This window comes from Pseudomonas prosekii (assembly GCF_900105155.1).
GTDB lineage: Bacteria > Pseudomonadota > Gammaproteobacteria > Pseudomonadales > Pseudomonadaceae > Aquipseudomonas > Aquipseudomonas prosekii.
The window spans coordinates 1701570-1717531 of the sequence record NZ_LT629762.1; the positions used below are offsets into that span (position 1 = coordinate 1701570).

The 15962-nt window shown below is 59.1% G+C and carries 13 protein-coding genes and 1 pseudogene; 5 read left to right on the forward strand and 9 right to left on the reverse strand.

Annotated elements, in window-relative coordinates; all coding sequences use genetic code 11:
- The first annotated feature begins 18 nt into the window (after positions 1 to 18).
- Both BLU01_RS07920 and BLU01_RS07925 read left to right on the forward strand, forming a co-directional pair.
- Positions 19 to 1320: a serine/threonine transporter gene (locus BLU01_RS07920; RefSeq protein WP_092281521.1), complete on the forward strand. Its 1302-nt coding sequence runs from the start codon at positions 19 to 21 to the stop codon at positions 1318 to 1320.
- Between the two features lie 378 nt (positions 1321 to 1698).
- Complete coding sequence (locus tag BLU01_RS07925; protein ID WP_092273073.1) at positions 1699 to 2016, forward strand: DUF3509 domain-containing protein; 318 nt, start codon at positions 1699 to 1701, stop codon at positions 2014 to 2016.
- 112 nt (positions 2017 to 2128) lie between these two features.
- Here BLU01_RS07925 and BLU01_RS07930 read toward each other — a convergent pair whose 3' ends face one another.
- The 3 genes from BLU01_RS07930 to BLU01_RS07940 form a co-directional block, all read right to left on the reverse strand.
- On the reverse strand, positions 2129 to 3031 hold the full coding sequence (locus tag BLU01_RS07930; RefSeq protein WP_092273076.1) for a hypothetical protein: 903 nt from the start codon (positions 3029 to 3031) through the stop codon (positions 2129 to 2131).
- On the reverse strand, positions 3031 to 4098 hold the full coding sequence (locus BLU01_RS07935; RefSeq protein ID WP_092273079.1) for a type IV toxin-antitoxin system AbiEi family antitoxin: 1068 nt from the start codon (positions 4096 to 4098) through the stop codon (positions 3031 to 3033). The genes BLU01_RS07930 and BLU01_RS07935 overlap by 1 nt, the downstream gene beginning before the upstream one ends.
- A gap of 138 nt (positions 4099 to 4236) precedes the next feature.
- A complete protein-coding gene (locus BLU01_RS07940) occupies positions 4237 to 4737 on the reverse strand; it encodes a phosphate-starvation-inducible protein PsiE (protein ID WP_092273082.1) in 501 nt (166 codons plus the stop codon).
- Positions 4738 to 5044: 307 nt separating this feature from the next.
- Here BLU01_RS07940 and BLU01_RS07945 point away from each other — a divergent pair.
- Positions 5045 to 5284, forward strand: a pseudogene (locus tag BLU01_RS07945) (YebG family protein); the annotation flags it as partial.
- A gap of 182 nt (positions 5285 to 5466) precedes the next feature.
- Here BLU01_RS07945 and BLU01_RS07950 read toward each other — a convergent pair.
- Entirely contained in the window at positions 5467 to 6486 is a 1020-nt protein-coding gene (locus BLU01_RS07950) for a Glu/Leu/Phe/Val dehydrogenase family protein (RefSeq protein WP_092273089.1), read from the reverse strand.
- A gap of 182 nt (positions 6487 to 6668) precedes the next feature.
- On the opposite strand from BLU01_RS07950, the gene BLU01_RS07955 reads away from it, so the two are divergent.
- A complete protein-coding gene (locus BLU01_RS07955; RefSeq protein WP_092273092.1) occupies positions 6669 to 7472 on the forward strand; it encodes a SirB1 family protein in 804 nt (267 codons plus the stop codon).
- 170 nt (positions 7473 to 7642) lie between these two features.
- Here BLU01_RS07955 and BLU01_RS07960 read toward each other — a convergent pair whose 3' ends face one another.
- The 4 genes from BLU01_RS07960 to hmgA all read right to left on the reverse strand — a co-directional run bounded on the left by BLU01_RS07960 (position 7643) and on the right by hmgA (position 12423).
- Positions 7643 to 9004 carry an MFS transporter gene (locus tag BLU01_RS07960; protein ID WP_092273095.1) on the reverse strand — a complete coding sequence of 454 codons (1362 nt, stop codon included), beginning with the start codon at positions 9002 to 9004 and terminating at the stop codon, positions 7643 to 7645.
- 158 nt (positions 9005 to 9162) lie between these two features.
- Positions 9163 to 9798 carry a maleylacetoacetate isomerase gene (maiA, locus tag BLU01_RS07965; protein WP_092273098.1) on the reverse strand — a complete coding sequence of 212 codons (636 nt, stop codon included), beginning with the start codon at positions 9796 to 9798 and terminating at the stop codon, positions 9163 to 9165.
- Between the two features lie 12 nt (positions 9799 to 9810).
- Positions 9811 to 11115 carry a fumarylacetoacetase gene (gene fahA, locus BLU01_RS07970; RefSeq protein ID WP_092273101.1) on the reverse strand — a complete coding sequence of 435 codons (1305 nt, stop codon included), beginning with the start codon at positions 11113 to 11115 and terminating at the stop codon, positions 9811 to 9813.
- A gap of 3 nt (positions 11116 to 11118) precedes the next feature.
- On the reverse strand, positions 11119 to 12423 hold the full coding sequence (gene hmgA, locus BLU01_RS07975) for a homogentisate 1,2-dioxygenase (protein WP_092273104.1): 1305 nt from the start codon (positions 12421 to 12423) through the stop codon (positions 11119 to 11121).
- Between the two features lie 165 nt (positions 12424 to 12588).
- Here hmgA and BLU01_RS07980 point away from each other — a divergent pair, with 165 nt between their 5' ends.
- Positions 12589 to 13383: an IclR family transcriptional regulator gene (locus BLU01_RS07980; RefSeq protein ID WP_092273107.1), complete on the forward strand. Its 795-nt coding sequence runs from the start codon at positions 12589 to 12591 to the stop codon at positions 13381 to 13383.
- Between the two features lie 33 nt (positions 13384 to 13416).
- On the opposite strand, the gene BLU01_RS07985 is transcribed toward BLU01_RS07980, so the two are convergent.
- Positions 13417 to 15819, reverse strand: a complete 2403-nt coding sequence (locus BLU01_RS07985) for a dermonecrotic toxin domain-containing protein (RefSeq protein WP_092273110.1) — start codon at positions 15817 to 15819, stop codon at positions 13417 to 13419.
- Positions 15820 to 15962 lie beyond the last annotated feature (143 nt).

The following is a 15962-nucleotide window of genomic DNA, read 5'->3' on the forward strand; positions in this document are numbered from 1 at the left end:
AAAAACGAGGCCAAAACGATGACCGATGTACGTACACCTGCTGCCGATAATCCTGCTGTAGACCTGACAAGCAAAACCGAAATTGCCCACAAGGGCTGGAGTAAATTCGACACCACCTGGATGCTCGGCCTCTATGGCACGGCGATCGGTGCAGGCACTTTGTTCCTGCCGATCAACGCTGGCGTCGGTGGTTTCTGGCCGCTGCTGATTCTGGCGGTGCTGGCGTTTCCAATGACCTTCTTCGCTCACCGTGGGCTGACGCGTTTCGTCTTGTCCGGACGTTCGGGTGACATCACCGAAGTCGTGGAAGAACACTTCGGCGTCGGCGCCGGCAAGCTGATCACGCTGCTGTATTTTTTCGCGATCTTCCCGATTCTGCTGGTGTACAGCGTGGCGCTGACCAATACCCTGAGCAGTTTCATGGAGCATCAGCTGCACATTGCGCCCCCGCCACGGGCGATTCTGTCGCTGGTGCTGATCCTCGGGTTGATGGCCATCGTGCGTTGCGGCCAGGGCGTTATCGTCAAATGCATGAGCGTGCTGGTTTACCCGTTTGTCGCGGCGTTGCTGCTGCTTGGTTTCAGCCTGATCCCGAACTGGAACGGCGCATTTTTCGCCACCGCCAGTGAAGGCATGCCGCTGCCGCTGTTCTTCAAGACGCTGTGGCTGGCGATCCCGGTGATGGTGTTCTCGTTCAACCATTCGCCAATCATTTCCGCATTCGCCGTCGAGCAGAAGCAGCGCTACGGCGCGCAGGCCGAACGCAAAAGCAGCGGCATCCTCGCCATCGCCCACGCCATGATGGTGGTGACGGTGATGTTCTTCTGCTTCAGTTGTGTGCTGGCGCTGTCCCCGGCCGACCTGGCCGCCGCCAAGGCGCAGAACATCTCGATCCTGTCGTACCTCGCCAACCACTTCCAGACGCCGGTGATTGCTTACGCCGCGCCGTTGATTGCGCTGGTGGCGATCACCAAATCCTTCCTCGGCCATTACATCGGCGCCAGCGAAGGCTTTCAGGGTTTGATCGTGAAAAGCCTGCGCGGTCGTGGCCGCGTCATGTCGGCGAGCTGGCTGAACCGCGTCACCGCGCTGTTCATGATCCTCAGCTGCTGGGCCGTGGCGACCTTCAACCCAAGCATCCTGCGCATGATCGAAACCCTTGGCGGGCCGATCATCGCGTGCCTGTTGTTCCTGATGCCGATGTACGCGATCCGCCGCGTGCCAGCCTTGCGCCAGTACTCGGGCCAGGCCTCGAACGTGTTCGTGGTGTTGATCGGCGTGATTGCACTGTCTGCGATCATTTACTCGTTCATGCCCTGAATCGGGCAGGCAAAAAGAAGGCGGACTGTAGCAGCTGGCGAAGCCTGCGTTCGGCTGCGCAGCAGTCGTCAAACCTGAGGACTCGGTCCTACTGAGGCACCGCATCGCCTGATTTCACGAATGCTACGCAGCCGAACGCAGGCTTCGCCAGCTGCTACACGGATCGCGTTGCAGCGTGAATACTCAGCATTAGCGACGGTGCCCACCTCTTTTTTGCCGTGTTTATTGTCCGACAGTTTTCCCGGCATGGCCCTTGCTACAGCCCTTTGGCGACATGGACGAAAGCGCATGAACAAGGAATGCCAATGGTCTGGTAATGCGAACCAACCCGATCATGGCCGGTCAACAACTGCACGTTCAATCAGGCGGTGACGCATCATGGACAACCCTTTTCAGCTCATTACCGATGCCTTTGCAGCGGACTATCAGATCAACCTGAGCATTCAGGGGCTGGACGGCAGCATCATGCTGACCCTGTCCAACAGCGGCCACGTGGTCGCCAAACGGATGATCAGCGCCGAACAGCGCAACGATCCCAAGCGCCTCAAACGCCTGGTGCAAAGCATCCAGTTCGGCATCGCCATCGAACAAGGCCACAGCGCCGTGGCCATCCTCGAAGCCATGACCGACAGCGACAACCGCAGACTGCCGCCGCCGATCAACAAAGAGCACGCGCAACCGGCGATGCGCCTTTAGATTTCGCCCTTCTCGACCTCGGGATGCTCACCGGAGCCGGTGCCGATCTTGCGTTGCGGGGTCGTTTCATTGCGTGGGTAAGCGGCGATTAAGTGAGTCGACGCAAAGTAGGCTAGTTGTTTGGTTGGGTAACTCGCATCAGCAGCTGCTCGATCAAATCGCTGACCTCGCGTTGGCGAAGCGACCTGGCCTCTTTGAATTCTTCGTCCGCTCCCAACTCAAACTTCGCGACTGAGACGGGGCCATCCAACTTATAGCCATTAGTTGGATCGTCGCCCACAAAACGCCGGTGCAGAATGTCGAATGCTTGGCGTATTACATGTGGATATTTGCCTCCTTGCGCCTGGATCAATGCACTTACTACCGCATCCAGTCCAAGATCCGCATGCTCAATGCAATACACAAGATCATGAGCGTCCTTACGTTCGTTTCGCTGATCGAACGCCAACGACTTCAAACAGGTGAAACTCACGACGTCTGCGTACTTGATCCACTCGGTCGCCAAACCATTTCCGCCGAGCAATTCTGCGCAAATTTCGATCTGCTCGTGGTGGTCGAAGACCATGGATGAATGGGGAATATTCAGCGCCGAAATCGTCCCCTCCGTTGGCAGCGCCTGAACTTTCCCGCCGCAAATCTCGGGCGCGTCGGCAAGTAGTTCCAGAACCATCAGCACGCCGTGTTCGGTCCTGGTTTGCCAACGCCACGACAACTTTCGCCCATGCTCATTGACTGAGCGCTCGAAGCCATTCTTTTTGAAGTTTTCCTCTAGCGTGTGATAGGTCTGAGTATCGGTAAGAATCGCCAAATCGATGACGACATCGACGTCACTGGTACCTGCATGGGCGGGCACCGCCGGTGGCCTGGCCCTCACCAGATAGCGCGGCACTAACCCGCCGATCAGAAAAACCGATTCCTTCCACGGCCCCAGCCCCCGCATGAGCGTGACCAGCACTCGCTCACAATCGAGTGTGTAATTGGCACTGTATCCACCTGATGTCTGAGGTTTCATCATCAGAAACCGATCCTTTCTTTTCTCAAGTGTTCAGCGAGTTCACGCGCCCGCCCCTCGCCTTTCAGAAGATCAAGATAGACCCGCACTGGACTTGCCAGAGTCACCGAGTCGATATCCCGTGTTTCCAGAAAGTCACCGTCGCTCTTCGATTCAATGACGATCAGATTTGCGCCTTCTGTCACCGCTCTTGCTCCCAGGCGCTGCAAAGATAAATCCGCCGTCCAGCCTGGCTGCAGCAGGCAACGCACTTGGGAAATGCCAGTGAGAAAAGGCGCATAACGCTGGGCCGCCGCTTCATGGGTAATCGCATATTCCGCGCAATTGTCCACGAACGCTTTGGCCACCCATTCAACTAACTGCTCACCCTTGTACCCCGGAACGTAATAGCGGCGAACGGCAGGGGCGGCAAATTCACTTAGTTGTTTGCTCCACGCATCCAGAAGTTCTCCGGGGGCAGACAGCTTTCTTTCTTTGCTCGGACCTTGCCCTCTTGTTTCAAGCCATTCGTGACGATCCAGAGTGGTCAACACTGCAGATACAGTTGCCGCTGAGACCTTTGCCAAAGTAGCGAGTTGATTTACCCCGAACCACTGAGAAGGATGATTGAGCAAATGGTGGATAACTTGCGCGCGTCGCCCCGAATAAAAATCCCTGGTCGACTTTTTTTCAGATTTGGAAGCTGGTCTGTCGACATAAAAAAAAGCGTTTGGCGTTGGAAGGCAAAGACTCCCTCCCCCAGCGAAATATCCGACTTGCGCCTCTTCCAGTAACTTTCTGGCGCCGGGTGAAATCGAGTCCGCGGCTAATAGGGAAATGGTCGATTTGTCTGCGACAGGTTCTTTGGCCTTGGCGGCATGTCGCGCCCATAAGATCTGCTGCACATCACGAGGAAAGATGGTTCGCCTGCACTCGATAAACAGATGTACGGAATCAGACGCGATGGTCAAATCGATGGATGGCGCAGCCTCTGGATCGCCAGGAGGGGAATTTTCAGACAGCTTCACATTGGGAAGACCCGCCAATGTCTCCAGAAGCTCAGCGACAAGCCTCTCGTTATCTACGTCCATGCTTCCTCCATTATTTACTGCGCAGCAAATATGCCGATTTAGCGGAATATTCAGCAAAAACCAGATATTTACTGTGCAGGAAATATCATCTTGCAGGAATCTAGCGCCGAACCCCTCCTTGGGCAAGGCGTGGAAACATCAAATTTCGCCCTTCTCGACCTCAGGATGCTCACCGGAGCCGGTGCCGATCTTGCGTTGCGGGTGTTCGATTTTCACCGAAGGGAATTGTGACGAGGCGTAACGCACCACCAGAATCGCAAACGCCAACAGCAGAATCCCGCCGCACAGGTAGATGATGCCGATGTCCGGCGGGTTGTGGTGCGAGACGTTGGAGATCAGCAGGCGCGTCAGCGCGGTGATGGCCACGTAGATCAGGAAGCGCACCGGCATGTGGTTGGTCTTGAAGTAAATCCCGACCATTGCGCCCAGTTCCAGGTAGATGAACAGCAGCAAAATGTCATCGATCTTGATGTGTCCATTTTCGATCATCCCCAAAAACTCCATCACCGCTGCCCACGCGGTCACTGCACCGATGGCGAACAGCGCCAGGTAATGGAAGCTCTCGACGAACAGGTTGCCCAGCGATTCGGCGAGTTGGTGCACGTTCTGCCGCAGTTTCTCGGCCCAGTTGATTTTCACGGTGATACTTCCTTAGCTCGTTTCGAGCGGATCATGCGGGTTGGACGTGACGGTTGTTCTGCATGCAGAAAAAAGGCCAGAGGCTGGAGGGTGAGATGGCGATGGGCTGCCATTGGACACTTTTGTGGCGGATTTGCCGGCCTCATTGCGAGCAAGCTCGGTTCCCACAGGGAGTGCGCGAACTGACTGATTTCGGTCTACATTGAAAAGCCACTACCCAAAGCGCAGGGATTCGCTTATCCTTTTCGCTGTATATAGATACAGTAGTCGCGAAGACAACTTAATGTGAAGGCATGTGAGGTGGTGAATGGCCGTCGAAGTGGTATACCGCAGCAGCCGAGATCTGGAGCGCTTGTTCATGGATAAAGCCGAAGCTGACCGTCATGACAAAATGCTCGAACTGGCCGAATTGCTGGCTGAAGTGTTGCACAAAGCTGTTCCGTCCTTGAGCGAGCAGCAAGTGGAAGAAGCCGGGATTTACATGGCGAAGAATCGCGATGTGTTCGCCAAGGCGTTCAAGAGCCAGCCGGACGCCTTGTCCGAATTGCTGAGCGCGCCGGTTGAAGCGCCAGCCGCGGTGGAAGCGGCAGCATCGGTGGATGTGGCTGAAGAAGCCGAGCCGGTGAAACCTGCGAAAGCGGCGAAGGCTGCAAAGTAAGCAGAGTACGAATTGAATAGGCCCTGAGTCGAATGGCTCAGGGCCTTTTTCATGGCTGGAATAAACCGCTGTCAGCGATACAAAACCTTCTCTGCCAACTCATCCGCCACCCGCGCGGGCGAGCGTTTTTCCGCTTGCGCGTGAGCAAACACCTCGGTCAACCGCGAGCTGATTTTCGACAGGTGCGCGGTGATCGTCGCCAATTCATCGCCGCGATGCTTGAGCGAAACATAGATCAAACCGCCGGAATTGATCACGTAGTCCGGCGCATAGAGGATGCCGCGGCGCTCCAGTTGATCGGCGACGTCCAGGTGCGTTAGTTGATTATTGGCTGAGCCGGCCACCGCCGAGCAGCGCAGTTGCGAGACGCTGTGGCTGTTGAGCACCCCGCCCAAGCCGCACGGGGCGAGGATGTCGCACGGCGTGCTGAGCAATGAATCGTTGGCAATCGGGTGCGCGCCGAGTTGCTCCATCGCCAATTGCACTTTGCCGTGATCGATGTCGCTGACCAGCAGTTCGGCGCCCGCCGCGTGCAGTTGCTCCGCCAAGGCAAAACCGACGTTGCCCAAGCCCTGGATGGCCACGCGCAAACCTTCGAGATTATCGCTGCCGAGCCGCGCCATGGCGGTGCTGCGGATGCCGGCGAACACGCCCATCGCCGCGTGCGGTGCCGGGTCGCCGGCCGACGTGGTGCTGGTGACATGCCGGGTTTGCTGGGCGATGCAGTCCATGTCCGCCACCGAAGTGCCGCTGTCGATCGCGGTGATGTAGCGGCCATCGAGCTGATTGATACAGCGCCCGAACGCTTCAAACAGCGCGGCGCGGTTTTCCACGTGCACCGGTCGCAGGATCACCGCCACCCCGCCGCCCTGCGCGAGGCCCGCGAGTGCGGCTTTGTAACTCATGCCTTGGGCCAGGCGCACGGCGTCTTCCACCGCCGATTCGTCGCTGGGGTAGGCAAGGTAACGGCATCCACCAAGGGCTGGCCCCAGGCGGCTGTTATGAATGGCGATGACTGCCTTCAACCCGGTGACCGGGTCTACGCTTAGATAAAGCGATTCAAGGCGAGTGCTTTGCATGAGAGCGAACATTGTCGGGCTCCCGAATACGTCTTGTAGTCGCCAGTATAGGCTTGCGCCTGAAAATTGCTGGAGCGCACCGGAATAACGCGCGCGGCTTTCAGGGCTTTCGGACATAACCTGCAACAGCATGTGTGCAGCACTGGACGAAAGTCGGCGACGGGGCTAAAACGAGGCATCCCACGGAGATTTTGATGACCCCGCGCCAACGTTTCTTCGACTGCCTGCAACGCTCGCCGCCCGCGCTGTTCGAGGCGGCGCTGTGGATTGCGGCCGAACACGATGCCGAGGTGGATCCGCAAAACGTGCTGGTGAACTTCAAGGATCTGCAACAGCGCGTCAGCTCAGGCTTGCCGATGCTGCCGGTCAGCGAACTGGCCCAACCGTTATTGCGGCGGATGAACGACCTCGGGTTTGCCCAGGACGATTTTGTGCCGCTGCGTCCGCAAGTGGCGCTTATCCACAAAGTGCTGGAGCGTCGGCGCGGCCAGCCATTGGCGCTGGGTTTGATTGCGCTGGAGCTGGCTCGCAGATTGGAAATCCCCATGGTCGGGGTCAACTTTCCGGGGCATTTCCTGTTGCGGGTTCAGGGCGCCGATCATCTGCTCGACCCGTGCGGCGGGCGCCGCTTGTACCCCAACGACTGCCGCGATTTGCTGCAGCGCCAGTATGGCCCGAACATCAAACTCAGCGCCGAGCACTTGCTGACCGCCAACCCGCTATCGATGCTGCAACGCCTGTCACGCAACCTGCGTCAGTTGCATCTGGCCAACGATGACTACATCGGCGCGCTGGTCGATGCCGAGCGCGTGCTCGAACTGGGCAACGGCAGCGCCTCCGACTACCTCGCCCGCGCCAGCCTCTATCAACGCCTGGATTGCCCGAATGCCGAGCGCTTTGATCTGGAACACGCGTTGCTGCTCAGCGAAGACCCGATCCAGCGGATTCGCCTGACTGAACGGCTCGGGCATCTGCCGCCGAATTCCATCGTCCACTAAACGCACCTGTAGGAGCGAGGCTTGCCCGCGAAAGCGTCAGGTCGGTCGCCATTTACATCGCCTGACAGACCCCCTTCGCGAGCAAGCTCGCTCCCACAGTGTTTTGCACAGCCCTGTAGGAGCGAGGCTTGCCCGCGAATCAGGCGCTTCGGTCCTTCAGGGATACCGCGTTATCGTTCTTCGCGGGCAAGCCTTGCTCCTACGGGGGGTGCGCTTGGTTCTTGAGGCGAGCGCACCTGGATGATGAACAACGCCGCGATCACCGCCGGTATCGCGCAGAAGAAGAAAATCTGCTGCACCGGGATGTGCATCGCCAGCAGCATGCTGCCGAACAGCGGCCCGAGGATCGAACCGAATCGGCCCACGCCCAGCGCCCAACCGGTGCCGGTGGCGCGCACATGCGCCGGGTAGAAGTTACTGGCGAAGGCATTGAGCGTCAGTTGCCCGCCAATGATGCAGAATCCGGCGGCGATTACGCTGGCCACCAGATAACGCGGATTGTCGTGGTTGAGGCCGAGCAGAATGGTGCACAGCGCCGCGCCGGCCAGGACAGCGGCGAGCAGGCGCACTTTGCTTTTGAGACGGTCGGCAAACCACGCCATGCAGATCGCGCCGACGGTGCCGGCGAACAGGAACATTGAGGTCACCAGGTTCGCTTGATTGAGTTTCAAACCGCTTTCCAGCAACAGCGACGGCAGCCAGCTGATCATGAAATACAGCAGGATCAGACTGACGAAAAAGGTCGCCCAGATCAGCAACGTCGGCCGCGCATAACCGTTGCGGAACAACTCCACGACCGTCAGTTTGCTGCCCTGCTCTTTCTGGTTTTGCGCAATCGATGCGGCGGGCGGCTGCCAGTCCGGGAGCATCCGCGCGGTGACTTTGCGCAAGCGGGTATACGGCGGTGCATCGCGCAGCAGACGCGGCAGCGATTCCGGCAGGAACCACGCCAGGAACGGAAACAGCAGCAACGGCGTCACGCCACCGGCGAGGAACACCGCTTGCCAGCCGAAACTGTCGATAAAACCCGCCGCGACAAAACCACCCGCCGCGCCACCGAATGAAAACCCGCACGCCGCCAGGGTCACCATCAAGGTGCGCAGGCGGGGCGGCGAGTATTCCGACATCAGCGCCATCGCGCTGGGCATCGCCCCGCCCATGCCGATCCCGCAGATGAAGCGCGCCGCCATCAAGGTGTTCAGCGAATCGGCGAACACCATCAACACCGTGAGCGTGGCGTAGATCAGCACGCAACACAGCAGAATCCGCCGCACCCCGAAGCGATCGGCCAACGGTGTGACGACCAACGAGCCAACGGTCAGCCCCAACAGGTTGGCGCTGAACACCGGGCCGAACGCGGATTTTTCCAAGCCCCAATCCTGCGCGAGGGCGGGCACGACATAACCGAGAACTTGCGCGTCATAGCCATCGGTCACCAGCAGTAACGCCAGCAACAAAAGGATCAGCCACTGATAACGGGACACAGGACGGGCGTCGAGTGCCGCCCGAAAGCTTGCAATCTGGTTATGCATCGCGAGGTACCTGAATTGTTCTTATGGTGTCGGGGATATCGCCAATCCCTTGTAGGAGCGAGGCTTGCCCGCGAAGGCGGTGTGCCAGCAGACATCCATGTAGCTGACACACCGCCTTCGCGGGCAAGCCTCGCTCCTACAGAGGGCGGGGTGAAGCTTCAGGGCGTGTCAGGCTGGTTCGCCGGGTGCGCCTTGATAAACGCCGGGTGTGTCGCGGCCAATCCAGCAACCCGGGAAATCCGCGGGTACGCATTCAGCGCAATGTTGAAGCGCTGCGCCGCGTACAACTGCGGGATCAAGTAAACATCCGCCATCCCCGGCTCATCGCCAAAGCAATAACCGGCGTCGCCAATCAACTGCTCCACCGCCGCCAGACCTTGGCTGATCCAGTGCGCAATCCACTCCGCCACCTGCGTTTCGTCATGCCCCAACTGGCGCAATTTGTTCAGCACGCTGACGTTGTGCAGCGGATGCACGTCGCAGCCAATCAGCGCCGCCACGCCGCGTTCATGCGCGCGGGTAACGAGGTCTTTGGACAGCAACGGCACCTGTGGATAACGCTCGTCCAGGTACTCGATGATCGCAGGCGACTGAATCAGCAACTGACCGTCGTCGGTGCGCAACGCCGGCACCCGACCTTGCGGGTTCAGCGCCAGGTACGGCGCTTGCCGGTGCTCGCCACCGGACGCCGCGATCAGGTTGACCGGCAGCGCCTGATAGTCGAGGCCCTTCAGCGCCAACGCGATGCGCACCCGGTAAGACGAGGTCGAGCGATAGTAGGTATAGAGCTGCATGACCCGCTCCTGTTAACGCGCCGGCACGACTTTGCCACGGCATTCGCCGAAGCCGATCGAGGCAAACCCTTCGCGGTTGCAACGCGCACGGAGGATGATTTCGTCGCCGTCTTCAAGGAATTTACGCACCTCGCCCGAGGCCAATTCGATCGGCTTTTTGCCGCCCTCAGTGATTTCCAGCAGGCTGCCGAACTGACCGCTTTGCGGCCCCGACAATGTGCCCGAACCGAACAGATCACCGGCCTGCAATTGGCAGCCGTTGACGCTGTGGTGCGCGACCATTTGCGCCACGGTCCAGTACATGTGTTGAGTGTTGCTCAGGGTCAGGCGATGGGCCGGCAGATTTTGCTCGCGCATGCTTTCGGTGAGCAGCAGCACTTCGAGTTCGATGTCGAACGCGCCGCCCTCCTGATCGCGCTTGTCGGTGAGATACGGCAGCGGTTGCGGATCGCCTTCCGGACGAGCCGGTTGCGCGCGGCGAAACGGCTCCAGCGCTTCGGCAGTGACGACCCACGGCGAGATGCTGGTGATGAAACTCTTCGACAGGAACGGCCCCAGCGGCTGGTATTCCCAGGCCTGGATGTCGCGCGCCGACCAATCATTCAGCAAGCAGAAACCGGCGATGTGATCCGCCGCGTCGCCGATGGCAATCGAATCGCCCATCTCGTTGCCCTGACCGATCCAGATCCCCAGTTCCAGTTCGTAATCGAGGCGCGCGCACGGGCCAAAAGTCGGCTCGGTCTGACCGGCCGGCAAGGTCTGGCCCTTCGGCCGACGCACGTCGGTGCCGGACGGGCGAATGGTCGAGGCACGACCGTGATAACCGATCGGTACGTACTTGTAGTTCGGCAGCAACGGGTTATCTGGACGGAACAATTTACCGACGTTTTGCGCGTGCTCGATGCCAACATAGAAGTCGGTGTAGTCGTTGATTTTCGCCGGCAGGTGCATCACGCAATCCGCCGCCAATGGCAGCAATTTCGCACCTTGGGCTTCGATCTTGCCGCGCAGGGTGCTGTCCTCGGCGAACAGTTCCAGCAGGCGCGAGCGCAACGCAACGCGCGCATCGCGGCCGAGTTCGAAGAAGGCATTGAGCTGACCGCCACGGGTCGCTTCGACTGCCGTGCGTGCCGCGCCGTCAAACAGGCCGGCGTCGAGCGCCGCTTCGAGATCAAAGATATGTTCGCCGATGGCCACACCGCTGCGCGCTGCCGAACCGTTGGCACTGAACACGCCGAGCGGCAGGTTTTGCAGGGGGAAATCAGTGTCACCGTTGGCGGAGGCAACCCAGCTACGAGTGTTGGAAGTCTGAGTCATGGGTTATCTCCGGGTCGGGTCGAAAGTGACGGGCAACGTCGCCCAGCAGGCGTCGTAGTTGCTTTGCAGTTGCGGGCATTCGAGTGCGTATTGGCTCGGGCGCAGCACTTGGCTGGTCTCGAACATGAACGCCATGGTGTTGTCGATTTTCGCCGGCGCCAGTTCGGCGTTGATCGCTTTGGTGCAGCTTTCGCCGTCCGGGCCGTGGGCGCTCATGCAGCTGTGCAACGACGCACCGCCGGGCACGAAGCCTTCAGCCTTGGCGTCGTATTCGCCTTTGATCAGGCCCATGAATTCGTTCATCAGGTTGCGGTGGAACCACGGCGGCCGGAAGGTTTTCTCGGCGACCATCCAGCGCGGCGGGAAAATCACGAAGTCCAGGTTAGCCAAACCGTGGACGCTGGTCGGCGAAGTCAGAACGGTGAAAATCGACGGATCCGGGTGATCGAAACTCACCGTGCCGATGGTATTGAAGCGGCGCAGATCGTATTTGTACGGCACGTTGTTGCCGTGCCAGGCGACCACGTTCAGCGGCGAATGATTGAGCTCGCAACCCCACAACTGGCCGAGGAATTTCTGCACCAGCGTGGTGGGTTGCCTGAGGTCTTCGTAATGCGCCACCGGGCTCAGAAAGTCCCGCGGGTTAGCCAGGCCGTTACTGCCGATCGGCCCCAGGTCCGGCAGGCGCAGCGGCGCGCCATGGTTTTCGGCGATGTAGCCGCGGGCCTGCGGATCTAGCAATTCCACGCGAAATTTCAGACCGCGCGGCAGCACGGCGATTTCCAGCGGTTCTATTTCGAGCACGCCGAGTTCCGTGACGAGGCGCAGCCGGCCAAGTTCCGGCACCAGCAACAATTCGCCGTCAGCGTTGAAGAACACGCGCTCCATGGAACGGTTGGCGCGGTAGCTGTAGATGCTGATCCCGGCTGGTTTCTCGGCGCCGGCATTGGCCGCCATACTCACCAACCCGTCGATGAAATCGGTCGGTTCGCTGGGGATCTCCAGCGGGTTCCAGCGCAGCCGGTTGGGGGTCACCTCACCCAACGGGCCGCCGGCCAATTGCCGCTCCAGTTTGACGAACGCCGGGTGATTCGCCGACGGCTGAATGCGGTACATCCAGGTGCGCCGCGCTTCGCTGCGGACCATGGTGAACGCCGTGCCGGAGAACAGTTCGGTGTAGAGACCGTAAGGGACTTTTTGCGGGGAGTTCTGGCCGACGGGCAGTGCGCCGGGCAACGCTTCGCTGCTGAATTCGTTGCCGAAGCCTGACTGATAAGCCAGCGCTGGCGCCGTTGAATCGAGGTTCATGGAGCCTCCTGAACGGGGAGTAGGCAATGGCCCATCGCTCTATTGCAGAGGTCTCGGCACGCCCGGGTTATTTTTATCGTAATCAAATTACGCATAACGTAATTTGATCGGGATTGACCGTCAAGCTATAAAGACGCCCATTCGTCCCGGGATCACACCGCCTCCATGGAAAAGCCGCGCAGCACCGATAAACAGAAAGTCCGTTCGGCCGAGGTCGGCACCGATATTCTCAAAGCCCTGGCCGAACTGTCGCCAGCGACCTCGTTATCGCGCCTGGCGGAACACGTGCAGATGCCGGCGAGCAAGGTCCATCGCTATTTGCAGGCGTTGATCGCCAGCGGTTTCGCCGAGCAGAACGCCGCCACCAACCACTATGGCCTCGGCCGCGAAGCCCTGCGCGTGGGCCTCGCCGCGCTCAACAGCATGGACGTGCTGAAAGTCGCCGCCCTGCCCTTGGCCGAGCTGCGCGATGACTTGAACGAAACATGTTTTCTGGCGGTGTGGGGCAATCAGGGCGCGACCGTGGTGCACATCGAACCGGCGGTGCGCGCGGTCACGGTGGTCACGCAATTGGGTTCGGTGTTGCCGTTGCTGACATCGTCGACAGGCCTGGTATTCAGTGCCTTTCTGCCAGATCGGGAAACCAGCGAGTTGCGCGAACTGGAGGTCCAGGCCAGCGAGGCGCACGCCTTGGCCGACGATCAAGCCTACGAGACATTACGCGAACAGATTCGCCAACGCGGCTTGCACCACGTTCACGGTTTGCTGATGCCCGGCGTCGATGCGTTGTCCGCGCCGGTGTTCAACGCGGTCGGCAACGTCGCGGCGGTGTTGACCATCGTCGGCCCGACGTCACTGTTCCACGCCGATGAAGATGGCCCGGCGGCGCAGCGCTTGCTGGCAGCGACCCGGGCCGTGAGTTGGCGGATGGGTTATCAGCCCGACGATGTCAGCCGTTGAACAGCGCGACACCTCGGCGGGCAGTGGCGGTTATCACGCCAAGGTAGTTTTGCTGCTGGCGCTGTCGGGGTCGGCGAGCAGTTCCTGGATTTCCTCCCATGCCCGCTCATGCAATTGCGGCAGACCGCTGGCCTTGGCGTAGAGCTTATCGATGCGGTAGATGTCCCCCAGCATATCGATGAGATTTTTCTGCAGTTTGCTAGCCTTGGTCAGCGTGTGCGCACCTTTGCCCAGCGCCGCCAATTCAATCAATGCACTAGCGAAATGCATGAGTGCCGTGGCTCTGTCCCCCAGTGAATAGGCCTCGGCGCCCTGAACCATCTCCTTGGTCAGCAGCGCGGCACCCACTGCAATGCCGACGGGGGGATAGATCACGCTGGCTAACGTGGCAGCGATCAACACAGTTTCGAAGACGATGCCGGTAATGATCTCTTCAAGGCTCTGCGTTGCCTCGTCCACATCGGACATGACTTTGCGCAGCACGCTGTCGTAACAACTGTTGAAATCGGTGATGCGCGAGTTGCGCTCCAGTACCGGCGCCTCGGCAAAGTTCGCCAACTGTTCAAGGTCTGTAACGTAGGTGCCAACCAGTCGTTGGTAGACCGCCGGCGTGCGCGCATAAAAATAGTCGCCCAGACCACGGGTTTTCACCGCGCTGACAAAGTCTTTGAAGGGACGCAACTCGCGGCCGTCCGGCGCATTTGGGGTGAACAGGTATTCTTCGACCAATCCGCCGATGTGCAGGCGAAACACAAACGTGCCGATCAACGCGTGACCTTTGAGACGAAGCTCAAACATCGCGCTGTGCTGCACCGCTGTCGGTTCCTCACCCAGCGGCGCCTCGGGCAGCGGCCGATCCGGGTCATATCCATCGACTACCTTCATCAGCTCGGTGACGTGCGAATTCGACAAACGGCCAGTGAACAGCGCCAGATAGATCGCCGTGCGCATCTGCCGTTGCAGGATGCCGAGGTGCAAAAGACGCTTGAACCGCCCATCCGGATGCCTGCGATTCATATACGTCGTGCGCAACATGGCGATGTACTGCTCACCCGCGCGCAACGTCCTCGACCAACCGGCGATATGCCGAATATCCAGTTTGCTGATCGCCGGATGAGACGCTTTCAGCGTATAGCGCGGGTACAAGTCGCGGTTGGGGTTATCTGCAGCGAAGTGCACTTCCCGGACTATCAGTTCAGTCAGGCTCATTTGCTGTTGCGCACTGATTTGCACTTCAATCCGCTCAGGATCGACCACAACATTTTCACCGGCGGCGAGAAGAACGTCCTCTACGCGTTGTTTGATCAGTTGATGGCAGAAACGGTCATAACTGATGAAACTGCCCTGGCGCACTTCAATCGCACGTAACGCCCGCAGTTCGCAGTTGATCCGGCTGAACACTTGGCGCTGTTGATCGGTCGCCGCCCGGTAACCGTAGGGTGTATGGCTTTCTTCTGCGGCGATCAGCCAATCGCGATGGTTGGCAACAACAGTTGTCAGTGCTTCCTTGCCGGTATAAGGCGTCGGTGCCAGCGAAACTCCTCGCCAGAGACTTGGCAGTCTGGAGACTTGTTGCAGATAACCACCGACAACTTCGCGGTCCAGTGCATGAGTCTGCCAGCTCAGGTATTCGCGACCGCGCGGTGTCTCTGTCCAACTTCCAATATCGATGCTCACGCGCCGCAGCGACGGCAGTTGATACCAGTCCTGGCCACCGGGCGAGTCAGGTGCATAGAGCAACCAATCGTCATCGCTCGGACTGCGACTGCTGATCACGGCAAGGCCGGCCAGCGGCCGCCAGTTTTCATGCAACTGCACTGGCGCGATGATCAAATCCTCATCGCCTTCAATGAGACGGCGCACTCGCTGTAGATTGCTGTCGCTCAGATGGTCCTGCAACTTTGCCGAAAAGGCGCTGAACAGAAGTTGCTCGCGAGTCAGGTTTTCCATGGCGGCGAGTACGTTCGGGCGCTGATAAACATCTCTGAACTCGCGGCCATAAGCCGCCCGCACGTCGTTGCTCATCAGCTTTTCCAGCCAATCGGGAGCCATGTGCCGTGTTTCTGATACCTGCAAGGTAATCTGTGGGCGTTCACCTTCATCGTGCAAGCCGTGCAACAACAAGTCCGTGAGCGAGCGCTTTTCTTCCTGAATCAAAGAGCGGCCACCGAAAGAAAACACATACCGCGATGAAGTCATCACCGTGTCGGGGTCGAGTGCTGTCCGGTACCACTTGGCCAGCGCCTGCGCAGCCAGATCACGAGCGTAAGCCTGAACGCTGGTTAACGGGCCAAGTTGGTTATCCAGATGAATCTGGCTGGCAATCAGGTTCTGCTCGAGTTCGCTGTAGTGCTGTCGGTCGGGTGCACTTGCACGCTCGAGCCATTGGACAGGAATGTCAGTGTTGGCGGGAATATGCGTATTGATTACGTTCATTCAATTGCCCTTCGATTAATTCTCAACTGGCCGGCTCAATGCAGGCGAAAATTAATCTACGTCGGTTCGAACAAACATCAAATCGGCAAATCAACACTGAACAGTCACAGCTACAACCGCATGTAAACCGAATCTTTTTTCTA

Excerpts from the sequence above, each read along its gene's own strand:
- BLU01_RS07920 (WP_092281521.1), top strand. The coding sequence starts at position 19 with ATGACCGATGTACGTACACCTGCTGCCGATAATCCTGCTGTAGACCTG.
- BLU01_RS07925 (WP_092273073.1), top strand. The coding sequence starts at position 1,699 with ATGGACAACCCTTTTCAGCTCATTACCGATGCCTTTGCAGCGGACTAT.
- BLU01_RS07930 (WP_092273076.1), bottom strand. The coding sequence starts at position 3,031 with ATGATGAAACCTCAGACATCAGGTGGATACAGTGCCAATTACACACTC.
- BLU01_RS07935 (WP_092273079.1), bottom strand. The coding sequence starts at position 4,098 with ATGGACGTAGATAACGAGAGGCTTGTCGCTGAGCTTCTGGAGACATTG.
- BLU01_RS07950 (WP_092273089.1), bottom strand. The coding sequence starts at position 6,486 with ATGTTCGCTCTCATGCAAAGCACTCGCCTTGAATCGCTTTATCTAAGC.
- BLU01_RS07955 (WP_092273092.1), top strand. The coding sequence starts at position 6,669 with ATGACCCCGCGCCAACGTTTCTTCGACTGCCTGCAACGCTCGCCGCCC.
- BLU01_RS07960 (WP_092273095.1), bottom strand. The coding sequence starts at position 9,004 with ATGCATAACCAGATTGCAAGCTTTCGGGCGGCACTCGACGCCCGTCCT.
- maiA (WP_092273098.1), bottom strand. The coding sequence starts at position 9,798 with ATGCAGCTCTATACCTACTATCGCTCGACCTCGTCTTACCGGGTGCGC.
- fahA (WP_092273101.1), bottom strand. The coding sequence starts at position 11,115 with ATGACTCAGACTTCCAACACTCGTAGCTGGGTTGCCTCCGCCAACGGT.
- hmgA (WP_092273104.1), bottom strand. The coding sequence starts at position 12,423 with ATGAACCTCGATTCAACGGCGCCAGCGCTGGCTTATCAGTCAGGCTTC.
- BLU01_RS07980 (WP_092273107.1), top strand. The coding sequence starts at position 12,589 with ATGGAAAAGCCGCGCAGCACCGATAAACAGAAAGTCCGTTCGGCCGAG.
- BLU01_RS07985 (WP_092273110.1), bottom strand. The coding sequence starts at position 15,819 with ATGAACGTAATCAATACGCATATTCCCGCCAACACTGACATTCCTGTC.